Annotated in this window: 12 protein-coding genes; all 12 read left to right on the forward strand. The window is 59.5% G+C overall.

What is annotated here, in order from left to right:
• The first annotated feature begins 6 nt into the window (after positions 1–6).
• The 12 genes from metK to ABC336_RS18815 all read left to right on the forward strand — a co-directional run bounded on the left by metK (position 7) and on the right by ABC336_RS18815 (position 18,174).
• The gene (metK, locus tag ABC336_RS18760; RefSeq protein ID WP_413240089.1) at positions 7–1,209 is read left to right on the forward strand and encodes a methionine adenosyltransferase; all 1,203 of its coding nucleotides are present in this window, start codon (positions 7–9) and stop codon (positions 1,207–1,209) included.
• A 195-nt stretch (positions 1,210–1,404) separates the two neighbouring features.
• Positions 1,405–5,811, forward strand: a complete 4,407-nt coding sequence (locus ABC336_RS18765) for an Ig-like domain-containing protein (RefSeq protein ID WP_413240090.1) — start codon at positions 1,405–1,407, stop codon at positions 5,809–5,811.
• Positions 5,812–5,838: 27 nt separating this feature from the next.
• The gene (locus ABC336_RS18770; protein WP_413240091.1) at positions 5,839–6,033 is read left to right on the forward strand and encodes a hypothetical protein; all 195 of its coding nucleotides are present in this window, start codon (positions 5,839–5,841) and stop codon (positions 6,031–6,033) included.
• Between the two features lie 246 nt (positions 6,034–6,279).
• On the forward strand, positions 6,280–6,756 hold the full coding sequence (locus ABC336_RS18775) for a hypothetical protein (RefSeq protein ID WP_413240092.1): 477 nt from the start codon (positions 6,280–6,282) through the stop codon (positions 6,754–6,756).
• A 251-nt stretch (positions 6,757–7,007) separates the two neighbouring features.
• Entirely contained in the window at positions 7,008–9,812 is a 2,805-nt protein-coding gene (locus tag ABC336_RS18780) for a stalk domain-containing protein (RefSeq protein WP_413240093.1), read from the forward strand.
• 50 nt (positions 9,813–9,862) lie between these two features.
• Positions 9,863–11,047 carry a sensor histidine kinase gene (locus ABC336_RS18785; protein WP_413240094.1) on the forward strand — a complete coding sequence of 395 codons (1,185 nt, stop codon included), beginning with the start codon at positions 9,863–9,865 and terminating at the stop codon, positions 11,045–11,047.
• Positions 11,048–11,053: 6 nt separating this feature from the next.
• On the forward strand, positions 11,054–11,779 hold the full coding sequence (locus tag ABC336_RS18790; RefSeq protein ID WP_413240095.1) for a response regulator: 726 nt from the start codon (positions 11,054–11,056) through the stop codon (positions 11,777–11,779).
• A 193-nt stretch (positions 11,780–11,972) separates the two neighbouring features.
• Positions 11,973–12,539, forward strand: coding sequence for an RNA polymerase sigma factor (locus ABC336_RS18795; protein ID WP_413242559.1), 567 nt, complete (start codon positions 11,973–11,975; stop codon positions 12,537–12,539).
• On the forward strand, positions 12,536–13,012 hold the full coding sequence (locus tag ABC336_RS18800; protein WP_413240096.1) for an anti-sigma factor: 477 nt from the start codon (positions 12,536–12,538) through the stop codon (positions 13,010–13,012). The genes ABC336_RS18795 and ABC336_RS18800 overlap by 4 nt, the downstream gene beginning before the upstream one ends.
• 274 nt (positions 13,013–13,286) lie before the next feature.
• A complete protein-coding gene (locus tag ABC336_RS18805; RefSeq protein WP_413240097.1) occupies positions 13,287–14,465 on the forward strand; it encodes a hypothetical protein in 1,179 nt (392 codons plus the stop codon).
• Positions 14,466–15,104: 639 nt separating this feature from the next.
• Positions 15,105–15,656 (forward strand): hypothetical protein, encoded by a 552-nt coding sequence (locus ABC336_RS18810; RefSeq protein ID WP_413240098.1) that lies wholly within the window; start codon positions 15,105–15,107, stop codon positions 15,654–15,656.
• A gap of 232 nt (positions 15,657–15,888) precedes the next feature.
• Positions 15,889–18,174, forward strand: coding sequence for an ATP-dependent helicase ComFA (locus ABC336_RS18815; RefSeq protein WP_413240099.1), 2,286 nt, complete (start codon positions 15,889–15,891; stop codon positions 18,172–18,174).
• Positions 18,175–18,218 lie beyond the last annotated feature (44 nt).

Raw genomic sequence — 18,218 nt, forward strand, 5'->3', positions numbered from 1 at the left:
ATACGGATGTCAATTAAAGGACGCCATTTGTTCACATCGGAGTCGGTAACGGAGGGACACCCGGACAAGATCTGTGACCAGATCTCCGATGCGGTACTCGATGCATTTCTGGAAGTGGATCCGCATGCGCGCGTAGCGTGCGAAGTCTCGGTAGCTACGGGTCTGGTGCTCGTGATCGGCGAGATCAGCAGCCGTGCGGATTATGTCGATATCCCGGCGATCGTACGCCGTACGGTGAAGGATATCGGCTACACGCGTGCCAAGTACGGGTTCGACTACAGCACATGTGCTGTGTTGACTTCGCTCAATGAACAGTCTGCCGATATCGCGCAAGGTGTCAATGCGGCGATAGAGACGCGGGACGGCAAGAATATCCGTGAGGAGAATGAAGATATCGGCGCTGGAGACCAGGGCCTGATGTTCGGCTTCGCCACCAACGAGACGCCGGAGCTGATGCCGCTGCCGATCGCGCTGTCGCACCGCATCTCCCGCCGCCTCGCCGAGGTGCGCAAAGACGGTACGCTGGACTACCTGCGTCCGGACGGCAAGACGCAAGTGACGATCGAATACCAGGACGGCAAGCCGGTCCGCGTCGATGCGATCGTCGTCTCGACCCAGCATGCCGAGGAAGTCACGCTGGAGCAGATCCAGCAGGATATCCGCGAGCACGTCATCAAGCCTGTCGTACCGGAAGAGTGGCTGGATGCGGACACCAAGTACTATATCAATCCTACAGGACGCTTCGTCATCGGCGGTCCGCAAGGGGATGCCGGTCTGACAGGCCGCAAGATCATCGTCGATACGTACGGCGGCTACGCCCGCCATGGCGGCGGCGCATTCTCCGGCAAGGATCCGACAAAGGTTGACCGTTCCGCCGCTTACGCTGCCCGCTATGTGGCCAAGAACATCATCGCAGCCGGCCTGGCCGACAAATGCGAGATCCAGCTGGCTTATGCGATCGGCGTAGCCAACCCTGTCTCCATCAATGTCGATACTTACGGTACCGGTAAGGTAGCCGAAGAAACACTGGTTGAAGTGATCCGCAACAACTTTGACCTGCGTCCTGCCGGCATCATCAAGATGCTGGACCTGCGCCGCCCGATCTACAGCCAGACTGCTGCGTACGGTCATTTTGGCCGCACCGACATCGACCTCCCTTGGGAGCGCGTCGACAAAGCGGACAAGCTCAAGGCTGACGCTTTGGCCTAATCCAGTCCCTGTTCACAGAGCCGCCCGGCTTACGGGCGGCTTTTTTTCATATCCAGCTCCGCTTGATACCACTTCCCGAGGGCTGCGTTATCCACTGCAGATTTTACAATCCCCTGTTTTAGCCAATTCCCTAAACTTCCCGTCCGAATCGACCGAAGATATATGTACCTGACAATTTTGGGGAGTGAAGCTGAAGTGTTGCGGACTTGCAAAATGATATCCATCCTTCTGGCAGCCATCATGATCGTACAGCTTGTATCAACCGGTCTGCCTTCTACCACATCAATCGCCCAAGCGGGGCCGAACGGCCCGTTATTGTTTGCCACCTCTCCAAACGACAATGCAACGAATGTATCGCCCAATGCGGTGCTGCAGCTGCAATTTGACGAGAATGTCGTCAGAGGCACAGGGTCGGCGGCTGTGACGATCCGCAGAGTAGCGGACAACTCGATAGCGGAGAGCTTCGTCGTCGCGACGAGCTCAGCCGTAACGATCGGATCGGACCGGCAGGTGCGAATCCGGCCTGCTTCGAGCACGCTGCAATTGAACACAGAATATTACATCCTTATTGATCCAGGCGCCTTTCGTAATGCGAATGGGCAAAACTACGCCGGGATCTCTGATGCAACCGTCTGGAATTTCACAGTGACTGCAGTGGATAACCGGGCGCCGGTGCTAATCGACCGGTACCCTGCGCAAAGCGGCATCATCGAGATGGGCGGTTCCCTTCAGCTGGAGTTTGACGAGACGGTGTATGCCTCCAGCGGCAATGTGACGATTCAGCGTCTGAATCAGAACGGCACAGTCGTAGATACGGAGCTGATCGGCGTCACGACGACCAACATCCGAGGCAGCGGCAGCAGCACGATCACAATTACGCCGTCGACACCGCTTGCGCCCAGCAGCAGCTATCGCGTATCGGTCAGCAGCGGCGCTTTTAGAGACGCTTCTGGCAACAGCTATACAGGTCTTAGTAACTGGACCTTCAGCACATCCGGCCCGCCGATGGCGATGCCTGCACTGTCGCCTCCGGATGATGCGACAGGTGTCAGCTCCCTGACGGCACTGCAGATGACATTTGATCAGCCAGTGGCCAAAGGGACCGGGACGATCGTCATCAAGAACGTCTCCAATAATGCGACGGTACGGGAATATAATGTGGCGACCAGCAATCTTGTCTCTATCGACGTCAATGATTCCCGCGTGGTTCGGGTGACCAACCCGAATCTCACCATCAATCAAGCCTATTATGTACTTGTGGACCAGGGCGCATTCGTCAGCGCCAGCAATCCTGCGGTGGCCTTCCAGGGCATCACGGACGCGACGCAGTGGAACTTCTCGACGTTCCCGGGCATGGACACGATCCCGCCGAGAGTGACCGAGCTGTCGCCTTCTGCGGCGCACAATAGCGGCACCGTGACGGCACTGAATACCCGGCTGGAGATGAAATTCAGTGAGCCGGTCTATCCTGGCAGCGGCAATATCGTCATCCGCAACCGCCAGAACCATGCCGTTCTGACATCCATACCGGTCACCTCCAGCCAGGTTACCGGTGGCGGCACGGACAAGATCCTGATCACGCCGAACGTCCAGTACGTCAATAACACCTCCTATTATGTACAGGTCGGCGGTCAGGCGTTCCGCGATGCCGCAGGCAACAATTACGCGGGTATTCCGGATACCGACCAGACCACCTGGCGGTTCTCGGTCACTCAGGATACGACGCCGCCGGCGATCTCCAGTCTGTCCCCTGACAATGGCGCGACGAATGTCCCGCGGACAGGCAGGCTGACGGCGACCTTCAATGAACCGATCCAGCTCGGCACGGGGCGGATCCTCATCCGCGGCGCCGGCAGCAGCAACGTTGCGCCGTCGATTACGCCAGCGGTGGAGATCGACCCGGACAACAACCGCCGTCTCATCCTGACGGTACCGGCCAATGATCCGATGCGGGTCAATACGTCGTATTATGTCGAGATGGAGGAAGGCGCGGTGCAGGATATCGCGGGCAATAACTTTGGCGGCATCCTCAATGAATACCGCTGGGCCTTCCGGACCGTCAGCTCCGACACGGCGCTGCCGCAGCTGAGCAAGTCCGAGATGACCGGCGGCACGCGCATCATCCTGACGTACAACAAAGAGCTCGACCCGGCTTCTGTACCCTCGCCGGCCAACTTCCATGTGACGGTCAGCAATACGCCGCGCACCGTGACGGCCGTAGCCGTGGAGGGGACGACAGTGACCCTGACGCTGCAGAGCGGCGTAGTGTTCGGACAAGAGGTGAAGGTGTCCTATACGAAAGGGACCAGACCGATCCAGGATCTGTCGGGGAACCAGGCAGCCGGTCTGAACGGTACAGTCGTCAGCAACACCCAATCGACGACACTGCCGCGTCCGACGAGCGGCACCGTCAGCGGCTCGCTGATTCAGATCACCTTCAATGAGCGGCTTGCCTCTCTGTCGAGCAGCGGCGCCGGTCAGTTCACCGTGTATGCGGGCGGCGGGTACCGGAGCATCGCGTCCGTCTCGACGAGCGGCACGCAGCTGCTGATCACCCTCAGCTCGCCGATCACGGATGGGCAGTCCGTGACGGTCAATTATAGCGTGGGCTCCTATCCGCTCCGCGACGTCTCGGGCAATGCCGTTCAGAGCTTCAGCGGCTTCGGCGTCCGCAATGCGCTGGATACGACGCCGCCAGTGCTGCAGCATATCTCGGCAGCGGGAACCAGAGTGACGCTGGTGTACAATGAGGCGCTGAATCCGGGCGCTGTGCCGACTGCGGCCAACTACACCGTGCTGGCGGACGGGACAGCCCGTACGGTGAGCAGCGTGGAGATCAACGGCTCACAGGTCTTCCTGAACCTGAGCACGTCCTTGACGAGCGGTCAGCTGGTACAGGTAAGCTACCTGGGCGGCTATCCGCAGCTGACGGATCTGTCGGGCAATGCGGCGGCGCCGTTCTCCAATCAGGCGGCGGGCAGCGTCAGCGGCGATAACTCGCAGATTACCTCAGCCTATGTGCAGGGACAGACGCTGACGATCGTCTTCCCTTACACGCTCAATCCGGCTTATGTGCCGAGCACGGCGCAGTTCTATGTCCGGCTGCAGGGCATCGTCCAGACGGTCACGAACGTATCCGTCAACGGCTCTACAGTGACGCTGCAGCTGTACCGCAGTGCCAATGCAGGCGAGTCGGTGTCGGTCACGTATAATGCATCAGGCACGCAGCTGCAGAGCACGGGCGGTGTGACGATCGCTTCATTCACCGACTATCCGGTGACGAATGGCCAGGGCGGCGGTTCAGGTGGAGGCGGCGTCATCCTGCCCGAGGATTTTGAGACTTCGGATCGCGGCGGGATCAATATCAAAACGTCGGTCGCCACGAAGCACTCGGCGATGTCGCCGGCAGGAAGGGTCGTCCAGCGCTATAACTTGGCAGCGGACAAGATCCAATCGGCGTATCAGACGATCCGGAGCGGCGGCAGCAGTCAGCAGCCGCGGGTGCAGTTTACGGTGCCAAGCAGCGAGATGGCGGCGATCGTCGCGGTGCCGTTCCGCCAGTTGGAGGATGCGAAGAATCTGGCGGCGGATAGCGTGTTTGCCGTCCTCTACAAGGACACGACCTATGAGATCCCGCTGACTTCGCTGGATTTCCGCGAGCTGGAGCAATTGGCAGGCGCGTCAGGGCAGCTGCTGATCGAGCTGGAGCCCAACCAGACCAGTGAATCAGGGGCGCTCATGTCGGCGATCAGCCGCACGAGAGCGCAGGTGATGGTCAGTCCGATGAGCTTCGAATTGTCCGCCTCGGTAGGCGGCATCGACAAGCCCGTGACGAGCTTCCCGGGCTACATCACCCGGACGGTACGGACCGCTGTCGGGCTGGATCCGCGCAAGACGGCAGCCGTCTGGCTGGACCCGGAGACGAACGCGTTATCCTATGTACCGACGAAGGTAACCAGCAGCGGCGGCGCCACTACGATCAGCTATATGCGCAAAGGCAACAGCGCCTATGCCGTGATCAATGGGCTGCAGGACTACAGCGATCTGGCCAACCACTGGGGACGCAACGATATCCTGATGCTGGCCAACAAGTTCGTCGCCGAGGGACGTACAGTGACGACCTTCGATCCCAACAGAGCGGTGACCCGGGGCGAGTTTGCCGTCTTCATCGCCAGAGGCCTCGGTCTCTCCGGCGACAAAGCGGCTGCGAGCCGCTTCAGCGACGTCAATACAGGCTCGACGATGGCCGCCTACATCGGCGCCGTCAGCAAGGCCGGGATCGTCGAAGGTCTGCCGGACGGGACCTTCCGGGCGGAGCAGTCGATCACCCGTCAGGAGATGGCAGCGATGATGATCCGGGCCGCCGGAACCGCCGGTGTCCGCATCGATCTCTCGCAGAGCAGCGGCACGTATCTGTCGCGGTTCAAGGACTCCGGCAATGTAGCGCCGTGGGCCCGCGATGATCTGGCGCGTGCGGTCGATGCCGGCATCATCAACGGCATGACGGCCGATACGGTTAGTCCGCGCTCGGACGCAACACGCGCCCAGGCGGTCGTCATGATCAAACGGATGCTCGGCCATATCGGCTTCATGGATGTATAGACGCAAGGATGCGGAGGAGGAGTAAGCATGACTTGGGATGCCAGCCAGCCGGTCGGCTGCGGCGAGGATGAATCGCTGCTGCAGGATGACAGCGACCGCAGGGAGCAGGAGCGCTTGGCGGTAAAGATGCTGAAGCAGCGCATGCACAGCATGGTTGTCGTCGCATTGACCGGTCTGTCGGCTGCGGAAGTGTCGCACCTGAAGACCGCCCACAACCTATAACAGACCTATACGATACTGAAGCAGGGCGCTGCCCCGCCTCGCCGACGCTCATGGATGAGCGCGGCGGGGCGGGGTATTTGTGTGCATGTGTGTAGACTGACACAGACTGACACGATGCGATAAGCTTGTTAAGAGATTATGTAACTTTTTGGTAGATTCGTCCCATACCCAACATTTGGAATCTTGTGTAAAATTGGATACAGATAGCTGGCCGGCATCTTAATACAGTTAGCTGGAGGGATATTGATGAAGATTAAGAAGCTATTTGTACTTATCATTGCACTCTGTATGTTGACTTTCTCGCAGGCGGCTTTTGCTACCGAAGTCAGTCCTACTGCTATTGGAATTGGTGATACTAGAGAAACTGCTATTCCTTTGACTCCATGTAATATTAGTGGTGGAGGGGCCTGCAACCCCACCTGGCTTCCCCTTGCAAGCTCCAGTGATGTAGATTGGTTTTCGTGGACGAATAACACTGGAATTGATGAGTTTGTTGATTTTACGCTTATCAATCCAGATGCATACAATTATGCTTTTGCGTATCAAATTAGATATCCAAATGGGGTGCTTTCTTCAAAAGTATATGCACCTGATGGTGGAATTGGTGGATATAATGATTTCTACGCAGTCTATGTTCCAGCCGGAGCGACACTTTATATGGAAGTGAGTCCTAGAACTACCGTAGGGTCGACAGCACTTTATGGTATTTACTTGCTAGTATAGAAGAAAGTGAAACCATATGAAAAGCAGGAGCTTCGCACATCGCGGGGCTTCTTCTTATTGAGAGGCGGACTGGTATTCCACACCCAAAAGATCTTCATTATTGAATCTAATTCCACATCACCCCCCCTAAACGCCCATCCCTACCCAAAAGTTGCTCCGGCCGACATTAATATATTCTCATCTAGCGTAACTTTTTCCGAACTTTAGTAGTCTATTAGTAGTAGATTTCAAGATGGGAGAGTTGCCAGATTATGCGTAAACGGGAAGTGGACAGACGGGGACGGTCGCGCGGGACGACAGGGGACGGGATGCAGCAGGAGATCCAGGCGCAGGCCAACCGGGCTGCCGCAAGAAGAAGCAGAAGCAACAAGCTGGCGAAGCGGGTGCTGATCATCGCCCTGGGCGGCACGCTGCTGCTGCAGCCGCTGGCAGGGACGAGCCCGTTCCTGGGCCATACGCTCGGAGGGTCGCAGGTCGCAGCTGCAGCCGTGACCACCAGCTTCAAGCAGACCACCGAATCGATGATTACGGCAGGGGCCAAAAGGCTCGATTACATATGGACCGGTACCCGGTCCGGCAAATCGGTGCAGGCCAATGTGCATGTTATTGAGATTGACCTCACCAATCCGCATGTCTCGCTGAACGTGATGAGCGGCAAGAACAACAACCTGACCAACACCAATACGACAACCAATATGGCCAAAGAAACCGGCGCCGTAGCCGGCGTCAACGCGGACTATTTCAACATGGGCGCGGAAGGCGTGCCGATGGGAGCCCAGATCATCAGCGGCTCCCTGATGTCGAGCCCGTCCGTGCTCAAAGGCATGTACGCATTCGCGATCTCTAATGATCGCATCCCTGTGATCGACCAGTTCGGCTTCGAGGGGACGGTGTCGACGGCCAGCGGCGGCAGCTTCCCGCTCGCCGGCATCAACCAGGCGTCCTATACGACCGAGCCGGCGAGCGGGACAGGGACGTATAGCCACGTCAACGCGATGTACATCTATACGAGCGCCTGGACGGCGGCGGAGCGCCCCAACACGAAGAACAGCGCCACGACGCCGACCGAGATCCTCGTGGAGAACGGGGTTGTGACGCAAGTCGCAGAGGGCGGCACGCTGCCTGTGCAACCGCCGGCCAACGGCTACATCCTGCGTACCCACGGGACGGCCGCCCAGTTTGCCAAGCAGCATCTGACGGTCGGCCAGACGGTCAACGCCAACTACAATCTGACCTCGCTCTCTACAGGGGCCAAGAAGGACCCGGGCTCCTATCAGATGATGGTAGGGGGCCATACGATCCTGATCAATGACGGCAAAGCGGCCAGCTTCTCGCGCGACGTCAGCAGCATCAGCGGCAACAGTGCCCGCTCGCGGACTGCGGTCGGTTACTCCCGGGACAACAAGAAGGTATATATGGTCACGGTCGAGGACTACGGCAACAGCTCCGGCATGACGCTGAAGGAGCTGCAGGAAGTGATGGTGCGGCTCGGCGTCTGGAAAGGGCTCAATCTCGATGGCGGCGGCTCGACGACGATGGCTGCCCGGCCGCTCGGCGAGTTCGAGGTGGGGCTGGCCCATCCGACCGAGAACAGCGGCGGTACGACGGAGCGCCGCGTCATCAACGGCATCGGCGTCTACACATCGGCTCCCAAAGGCGAGGTCAGAGGCATCAAGGCGAGCGGCCCGAGCATCGTCTTCCTGGGACAATCGGCAGGGTACTCATTGAAAGCCTATGACACTTACTACAATCCGATCGAGCCGACAGGCATGACGGCGCAGTGGAGCGTAGAAGGCGGCGGGGCCATGAACGGCAGCACATTTACGCCAAGCCGCTCCGGCAAGACGACGCTGACGGTCAAGTCGGGATCGGCATCCGATAAACTGGCTGTTGAGGTCATCGGCGCCAGCCAGATCAGCGAGATGACGGTGGCCGCATCGTCGGCATCGCTGCAAGCCGGCGCATCCATCAATGTACCCGTACGTATCAAGCTGACCGACGGCCGCGAGATGACGCTGCCTGCCGAGTCGGTGCGGTGGGAGCTGAGCGGCTTCACCGGCGAGGTGAAGGATGGCGTGCTCAATGTGGGACAGGTGAACCAGGGCGCGACCTCCGGCACGGCAATCGCCCGTTATGACGGCTACTCCGCGCTCGTCTATTTTGCGGCTGGCGATGCGAGCGCAGAGCGGACCTGGGAGAACTTCGAGAATGTCGCCTACCCGATCACGTTCCAGGCGACGCCCAATGAGACGAAAGGCTCCGTCACGATCGGGAACAGTCTGAGCGGCATGCAGTCCAAAGGACTGATCATCAACTATGACTTCACGGCGGGGACAGGCACCAAGGCGGCCTATGCCGCGCTGAACGGCGACGGACGGGCTGTCGATGGCACGCCGCTGGCGATCTCTGCGGACATCTACGGCGACGGCAGCGGCAACTGGGTACGCGCCGAGGTGACGGATGCAGCAGGCAAGCTGCACTATGTCGACCTGGCCCGGCCGCTGGACTGGACAGGCTGGCGCACGGTCAAAGCCGATCTGAGCAAGCTGGGCATGACGTACCCCGTCAAGGTGAAGCGTCTCTATGTAGCTAACCCCGAGCAGGGCCAGAGCGAACGTGCGGCAACCGGCCAGATCGCCATCGACAATATCGGCTTCCACTACCCGGCATCGGCTGTACAGCCGAACACGCCGACGATCAAGATGACGCTCGGCAAGACGGATGCGACGATCGGCGGTACGGCGACCAAGCTCGATGTGGCGCCGGTCGCGCTGAACGGCGTGACGTATCTGCCGCTGAAGTTCGTGTCAGATGCGATCAAAGGCAACGTTGCCTGGGACAATCAGGCGAAGCGGGCGACCTTCCTGCGCGGCGACAAGCTGTTGGAGCTGTGGCTGGACCAGAAGTCGTATGTGATCAACGGCAAACGGCAGGAAGCATTGGCGGCGCCAATCATCCGCAACAACAGGACGCTGGTCCCGGTGAGGCTCGTCTCCGAGCAGCTTGGACTTAAGGTCCACTATGATGCAGTCCAGAAGATTATTACCATTCAATAAGATAGGTCTTGTTTCATCGGAATATGGTATGATGGTAGAAGCATCCTCCAATGAGAAAGCGAGCCGAGGCGCACTTGAATTATCGAATCAATGACATCGACCGCGTGATCAAAAACGCCATCCATGTGATGGAAGACAGCAAATATCAGATCTTCGAGATCTGCGAATCTGCCCGCCAAGAGCTCCTGCTGATGACGCAGGAGCTTGAGACGGTGTTCAAGGAAACAGCGGAGACGATCGATAAGGTCGATCGGCTCGAGCTGGACTATCGCCGTTCCCGGATCCGGCTGACCGAGGTCAGCCGGGATTTTGTGAGGTACAAAGAGGCCGACATCAAGTCCGCTTATGAGAAAGCGACGCAGATCCAGCTGGATCTAATGGTGTACCGGGAGAAGGAAGCCTATCTGAAGGCGCGAAGAGACGACCTGCAGAAGCGCGTAAAAAATGTCGAACAATCGATCGAAAGGGCTGAGACGATCAGCTCACAAGTAAATGTAGTACTGGAGTACCTCTCGGGAGACCTAAACCAGGTGACCAGAATCCTGGAGTCAGCCAAGAACAGGCAGGCCATTGGTCTCAAAATCATCCTGGCGCAAGAGGAAGAACGTAAGCGGATTGCCAGAGAAATCCATGATGGTCCCGCTCAATCATTGGCACATCTAGTCCTTAGGACGGAAATTGCAGAAAGAATGCTGCAAAAGAAGGAATTTGGATTAGTACAGGACGAATTAGTAGATTTGAAGGGTCAGGTACGTCTGGGTATTGAAGAAATCCGGAAAATTATTTTCAATCTGCGACCGATGGCTTTGGATGACTTGGGCTTAGTACCTACCTTGCGGAAATATGTGCAGGATTTTGAAGAAAAAGCGAGAATAAGGACGACGTTTGAGACAGTCGGGCGGGAGATCAGATTGCCTTCCGCGATGGAAGCGGCGATCTATCGATTGGTTCAGGAAGCCTATACGAATGCGCTCAAGCACGCCAGTCCCTCCATCGTTTCGCTCGGAATCACCTATCAGGCGCACATAGTCAAGATTGTCATTCAGGACAATGGAACCGGGTTCCACGTTGACCTGACCGAGGCCAAGGCCAAGGACAATTCCAGCTTCGGACTGATCGGCATGCGCGAGAGAGTCGAGCTGCTCGAGGGGAGGATGGAAATCGAGTCAGCAATCAATCAGGGAACCAAGATTACAATACACATTCCCATTAATGCGGAGCCTAGGAAGGAGTAATTGACGATGGACGTGAAAGCACCGGGGAACCGGACGATCAAAGTACTTATAGCGGATGACCACCAGCTGTTTCGCGAGGGGCTGAAGCGCATCTTGAATATGGAAGACGACCTCGAAGTGATCGGAGAGTGCGGCAACGGGATTCAGGTCCTGGAGTTCTGCAACCGGCAAAAGCCCGAGGTCGTCCTGATGGACATCAATATGCCCATCGAGAATGGGGTCATCGCTACTGAGCGGCTGCGCGACATCTTCCCCGATGTCAAAGTCATCATCCTCTCGATCCACGATGACGAGAGCTATGTGTTTGAGACGCTGCGCAAGGGCGCAACGGGCTACCTGCTGAAGGACATGGAGGCGGAGGCGCTCGTCAATGCGATCCGGTCCGTTGTTAACGGTCATGCCTACATCCATCCCAAAGTGACGGGCAAGCTGATCAACCAGCTGCGCCGGATGACATATCTTGACGAGATCGGCGCGGGTTCTGGCGCCGCGGCTTCCGAGGAGACAGGCGTGAAATTTGTCGCCGGGGAGAACAATCCGCTCACCCGCCGGGAGGCGGAGGTCCTGCGTCTGATGGCCGAGGGCAAGAGCAACAAAAATATCGGCGAGTTCCTATATATCAGTGAAAAGACGGTCAAAAACCATGTCAGCAGCATCCTCCAGAAAATGGAGGTCGACGACCGCACGCAAGCGGTGATCAACTCGATCAAAAACGGCTGGGTGACGTTGTAAGCTAACATAAGAGGGTTATAAAAACTCCGGAGCCGTGCGGCTCCGGAGTTTTTTGGTGCTGGGCATACCTGTAAGCTGCTCGAACTGCTGCTTGGCGGAGCAATTTTTTTTTGTCCACTTTGCAGGGGTTAGGCGGTTGAACGTCGTCTAATTAGATATTAGGAGTGAAAACGAAGCGGGAGGAGGAGAGATAATCAGTGATGAAGAGTGGGTAACCCGAATGCTTGAGGGCGATGAAGTAGCCTTCGAGCAGTTGATTCGCAAGTATCGTCAAGACCTGTACGCCGCCATCTACGCCGTGCTGCGTCACGCCAAAGATGCCGAAGACGCGCTGCAGGACACCTTCGTCGCGATCTACCTCTCCCTTCCCGGCTATCGACAGCAAGGACTCAAAACCTGGATGACGCGTATCGCCGTCAACAAGGCTATCGACCACAAGCGCAGGCAGCAGCGGCTGCGGCAGCGTTCGGTGCTGACCGATCAGCCGGAGCGGGCGGAGCCGCCGCCACAGGGAGATGAGGCAGATGGGCGGGTGGCCGAGCGGCTGCTTGAGGCCGAACGCCGGGAGACGATGAGCCGTTTCATCGGCACGATGCCGGAAGGCTACAGGCGGGTGATCGAGGCGTTTTACTGGCAGGGCAAAAATCAGCAGGAGATCGCCAAAGGCGAGCGGGTGGCCGCCAAGACGATCGAGTCACGGCTGTACCGTGCCAGACAATGGATGCGGGAACGTTGGAAGCGAGGGGAGGAGCAGGAATGAAGCATCAGAGTGAAGCGTTTTGGCGGCAGTATGCCTTTTCCTCGGAGCTGTCGCCGCAAGAGCGGGAAGAGGCAGAGAACCATCTGTACAGCTGTGAGGACTGTTTGGCGCAGTACATGCGCGTGTTGGAGGAAGCGGAAGCTGTAGCGGACCTGAGTGAGCAAGGGGCAACAGCGCTGCTCATCAGGGTGCGGGAGCACCAAGAGGTGCAGTGGGCAGGCAGACGCCGGAGACGGCGGTCGACCAGCCGAGAGCGCAGGAGCGCCCTGATCCACTATGTGATCGCAGCCAGTTTGACACTGTTTTTCTTCTCGAGCGGGGTTTTGCAGGACTATCTGGCAGATACGGCGCCACGGGGCGAGGAACAGCTGGCGGGCGAGAAGCAGCCGACGATCACGGAGCGCCTGATGGAGCGGACGACAAGGATATTGGATGAGTGGATGGCCTCCAGGGAGCCGGGGTCGGAGGGCTGAGGTGCCCGGTAGCCGGGTAATGCGCCGAAATATCTGCCGAAGGGCAAGTCGGATGAGTCCGCAGCGGGGCGGAGCGCCGAAATAACTGCCGTATGGCAGTCGAATGAGCCCCAAAGTATGGTGGAGCGCCGAAATAACTGCTATATGGCAGTAGGTTTGCAGCGGCTCGAGTCGCGAGGCGTTGGATGCATCAGTAAGTTCATTAGTTAACAGGTTAGCGGTTGGAGAAATCAGGCGGGGCTGCAGCGTCAGCCGGCGCGGAGGAGTGAAAAGTGTGCAGTTAAGCGGAATTGCGTTATTGCTGATGTCCCTCATACCGGGGCTTGGACATTATATGATTCAGCGGCGGGTGCGGGCGTTTTTGTATCCGTTTCTGGTCATCGGGGGGCTGGGGATCGGCTTTGTCCTGTCGATCATGATGGGCAGCGGTGAGCCGTTCCTGTTCATGGGCCTGGTGGCGTTTGGCATTTGGGCAATCAATATATTGGATATGATGTGGTACCTGTTGGTCAGGCCGTCCCCTGGTGCAGCTGTGCCCCCCCATCCTGGCGGCGGGATGTACCGGGAGAGCGGTCCCGCTTACGGCCCTGCCCATGGTCCGGCAGGCGGTTATGAAGGCGCGGCTTATGGCGGCAGCGTGCCCTATGCTCCTGGATACGATCCGAACCGCCGCAATGCCAGCGAGCGCTTCTACACGATCCTGCTGTCGGCTGTGCCGGGACTGGCGCATTTCCAGCTCGGACTGATGCAGCGCGGCTTGACGCTACTGCTCGGCTTCTTCGGGCTCGCGAGCGTCATCTTGTTCATGAGCGCGATGGCGAGCGAGCGGTTCATCCTCTTCCTGGTCGTGCTGCCGATCATCTGGCTGTACGGGCTGTTCGATGCGGTGCGGCAGCTGGAGCGCAAGCAGCTGGGAGAGCCGCTGCAGGACCGGTCGATCCTGGAGGACTGGGATGCGCAGCGGGCGGGCGGCAGACGCAGCCGGCTGCTGACGACGCTGCTCGCTGTCATCCCGGGTGCGGGCCACATGTATCTCGGCGCCCAACAGCGCGGACTCCAACTGATGGGGGCGTTCCTGCTCTCGTTTTACTTGCTGGATGTGCTGTATCTGACATTCTTCATGTTCCTGGTGCCGGTTATCTGGTGCTTCGCGTTCTTCGACGCGCTGCAGCTCGGCGCCCGCTATGAGCGGATGGAAGGGTTTATCGAGGACGTGCCGATCGTCTCCGGTCTCTCGGGCAGCCGTCGCTGGCTGGGCGCAGGGATGATCCTGCTGGCCGGTTATATCGTGTTTAACCAATTCATCTACCACTGGCTGGTCGATCTATTCGGCAGCAACCAGTTCTGGGTGCGCGAGATGCAGCGTTATGTCCAGATCGGCGTCATTACGCTGCTGCTGTTCGGCGGCGGGTTGAAGCTGATGCTGGGAGGTGCACGGCGCAGCGGGGTTTGAGGATGCAGAAGAGTGAGTACGGAAACCGACATATTTTAGTGATGTTGGGGGCTGCTTGTGCAGTCCCTTTGTATTTAATTGTAATGAACAGGATGTGCGCGCTGCGAATGTGATTTTTCAAATTCGTTTGCCTAAAATCAATGGAAATAGCACAACGAGTACGAAAATTCATATTGGATAAGTTGAAATGGTACAACTCGGTAAAATGAATTCGAAAATTCGTGTTGAATGGGAAGGTGGCTGATGTGGAGAAGCAAGTTGGATGATGCCGTAAGGTGAGTATTGAAATCGAAGTAATGCATGGAACAATTTGGGCGGCGGCTTCCTCCTGAAAGGGGGATGCTTGTCATAGCAATAATGACGTTTAGGAACAAGCAATGACCCGTCCAGGTTGAGGCCAGGGCCCGGGTCATTTCCTCTCATAAGCAAGTCCGGAGGAATGAACCGCCCAAACTTCCATGCGTGAGAGTGTTAGCCGCACTCTCCTTTTTTATATTGGAAACATAAGACGTGCAATGGAATTAATCCATCAGGAGTCGGACGGCTGGAGGTTGCCCGGGTACGTGTGTGCGTACATGGACGTATGTCACCGCTGCGCCCATCAGAGCATATAGTGTCTCAACAAGGGAGGCGGCTCTGATGACAGCTATTTTCATTTGGGTAATTTCCTGCTACCTGGCGGCGATGCTGGCGGTCCACCTTCACGGACGGTTCCGGAGCAAGCGCGCTTTGACGATAGAGCATTATATCCTGATCGGCAATCATGAGGAACAAGGACTGGAGTGGCAGATCCGGCGCATTCGCTGGCGCTCGTTCTGGTCGGGCATCCCTGCGCGGATGACGGTCATCGATGAGGATGATGCCAGCCATAGCAGTCTGATCGCGAGCAAGCTGCTCCGCCAGGACGATCAGATCGTCTGCGTTGCTGCAACGGGAGAGTGGCGGGTGCTGAGGTGTGAAACGGCCGGCAGCTTGGGAGAGGGCCGGGGACCAGCTGCAGAGAGCAACGGGGACAGTCCGGAGCAGGCGGGGCGCGAAGCCCCTCCCGGAGATTGGGGGCGCTTACAGGAGGGGCCGCTGCTGTGGGGCGGCCGTCAGGCCGATGCGGAGAGCTACCTTGAGGTCCTGCACTCGCACGGCGTCGCACAGCCTGAGGAGCGGACGGTTCTGATCGATCTGCGCCGGGGCTGAAGCGCCTTCGTATGAAAGGTGACGGATGGGGTTGCGGCGCAGGATTTGAGCGAGGACGGCATTTCGTGATGCCCTGCAACGACAGTTCGTCTTGCGCGCCGCTGAGCAATGAATTATGATAAAGCTAGATCAAGACGGAGTGAAGCACACCCGATCGGCGTTTCGTCGCGCCGGGGTGTGCTTTTTTGTCGTTCTGGCGGGGAATGCGAATTTGGCGAAGGGAGATCAATGGATGAAGGGATGGGTCTACATCATACGATCAGCGCAGGGCTGGCAGGCCAAGGCAAGTATCGAGATCGAGGTCGATATCCGCTATTGGCTGGATGGCGGGTTCCGTGAAGGGGTGTCCGATGCGGGGGAGGGGGTGCTGCAGGAGGCGGCTGATGTCCTGCTGTATTGGACTGCTGCGCTGCCGCTAGGTCAGGCCTTCGAAGCTGCAATGCAGTGGCAGCAAGGAGGCAGGAGGCGACTTGCCGGGAGCCATCAGGGGTGGCAGGGGGATGAGCGGCAGGCGGGACAACGGCTGATCGCATGCGTCCGGCGAGTGATTGGGAGAACGGAGAAGAAAGCTCCGGGCGGGGAGGTGGATCTGTGGAGATATGAAGGTGATCCCGGAGAAGTGGGGACTGGCAAGTCGGGAGCCGTAGCGGGTGGACTAGGGTTATGGGATGGCAGAGCGGGAGATCCGCCCAGTGGCAATAGTGGAACGGGAGTGCGAGGTCCTGAGCACAGGGAGCGAGCTAGCGGTTGGGGAGCGTGGGAGAGCGGTCAAGCAGGACAATCTGGTGAGCAGAGGGCGCTGAGCATCGGGAGGGGAGGGCGAGACAGCGAGAAACGGGGGCGGAGCAGCGAGAGAGGAGGGCGAGACAGCGAGAAATGGGGGCGGAGCAGCGGGAAAGGAGGGCGAGACAGCGAGCAGAGTGGGCCGCTGCTTACGCGCGTCCGCCCCCTCGCCCCGCGCGCGGCGGCAGCTGCGCGCGCGCAAGGCCATGCCCTCGCGGCGGCCGCTGGCGCCGCCGCACGGGCCTTGCAGGGTCGTGCGCTGCTGCGCCGCGAAGCGCACGACCTGCTCGCAGGCGCAGGCGCGGCCTCGCCCGAGGCCGCCAGCTGGAGCGCGCCGCTCCAGCTGGCGGCCCTGCTGGGCCGGCTGCGCCTCTCCAGCGCCGTCGCCGCGGACACCGTCCCGCGGCGGCTGTGGGCGCTGGGGCGCCTGCGGCGCCGGCCCCGCTGCCAGCGCTGTGGCAGCGGGGAGGCGCGGCTGCGCCGCACGCCATGCGGCAGCTGCGGCCGCATGTGCGCGTACTGCGAAGCGTGCCTGACCATGGGGAAGGCACGCGAGTGCGAGCTGCTCGTGCGCGGGGGTCACGCGCCGATGCAGCGGGGTGGCGGCGCCGCATGGCAGGCGCCGCTTGCGGCGAGGCTGCAGCGCTGGGGGCTCAGCCCGGCGCAGCAGGCGGCGGCGACGCAGGCGCTGCGCTACATCGAGCAGCCGCCGCCGGCTTCGCCGCATGCTGCAGAGCGCAATTTCCTGCTCTGGGCGGTGACCGGCGCGGGCAAGACCGAGATGATCTTCCCGCTGATCGATTCGGTGCTGGAGCGGGGCGGCCGGGCGCTGGTGGCGACACCGCGCCGCGATGTCGTGCTGGAGCTCGATCCCCGGATCCGCCGGGCCTTCCCGGAGGCGTCGGTGGTGACGCTGTACGGCGGCAGCGAGCAGCGCTGGGAGCAGGGGCAGATCACGCTGGCGACGACACACCAGCTGATGCGGTTCGCGGAAGCGTTTGACCTGGTGGTGATCGACGAGATTGATGCGTTTCCTTTCCACGGAGACGAGATGCTCTACTACGCAGCATCTAAGGTGAGGGCGCCGCAGGGCGTGCAGGTGCTGCTGTCCGCCACCCCGCCTGCCCCGATCCGCCGTGCGGCCAGACGCGGCAAGCTGGCGCATGCCGCTGTCCCGGTCCGTTACCACCGGCATCCGCTGCCGGTGCCGCAGCTGCTGCGGGTCCCATCCGTGGCCGAGCTGATCAAGCGCCGGCAGCTTCCTGTGGTGCTGCTCCGGGCGATGAACGGCTCGCTGACCCGGGGCGCGCAGCTGTTCGTGTTCGTCCAGCAGATCCAGCATATCGAGCCGCTTGTTGAGCTGCTCCGGCAGGCATTTCCCGGCACGGTGATCGAGGGCACCTCCTCCAAGGACCCCGACCGTACGGAGCGGGTGATGCGGTTTCGCAGCTGCGCGATCCGGCTGCTCGTCACGACGACGATCCTCGAGCGCGGCGTCACGGTGCCCCGCAGCGATGTGATCATCCTCGATGCCGACGGCAAGCTGTTCGACGATGCCTCGCTCATCCAGATGGCCGGAAGGGCGGGGCGATCGGGCGACGATCCGCGCGGCCGCATCGTCTTTTGCAGTCCTGCCCGCAACCGGGCCCAGGGCTCGGCCATCCGCCAGATCCGGTATATGAACCGGACGGCGCGCCGCCGCGGCTACCTGCTGTCTGAGGGAGACAGCGATTGATTGTGCAACCTGCGCAGGCTGTTGTTCGTAGTAGAGAGGAGTGT

The sequence above is a fragment of the Paenibacillus jepli genome, assembly GCF_047238105.1.
GTDB lineage: Bacteria > Bacillota > Bacilli > Paenibacillales > Paenibacillaceae > Paenibacillus_D.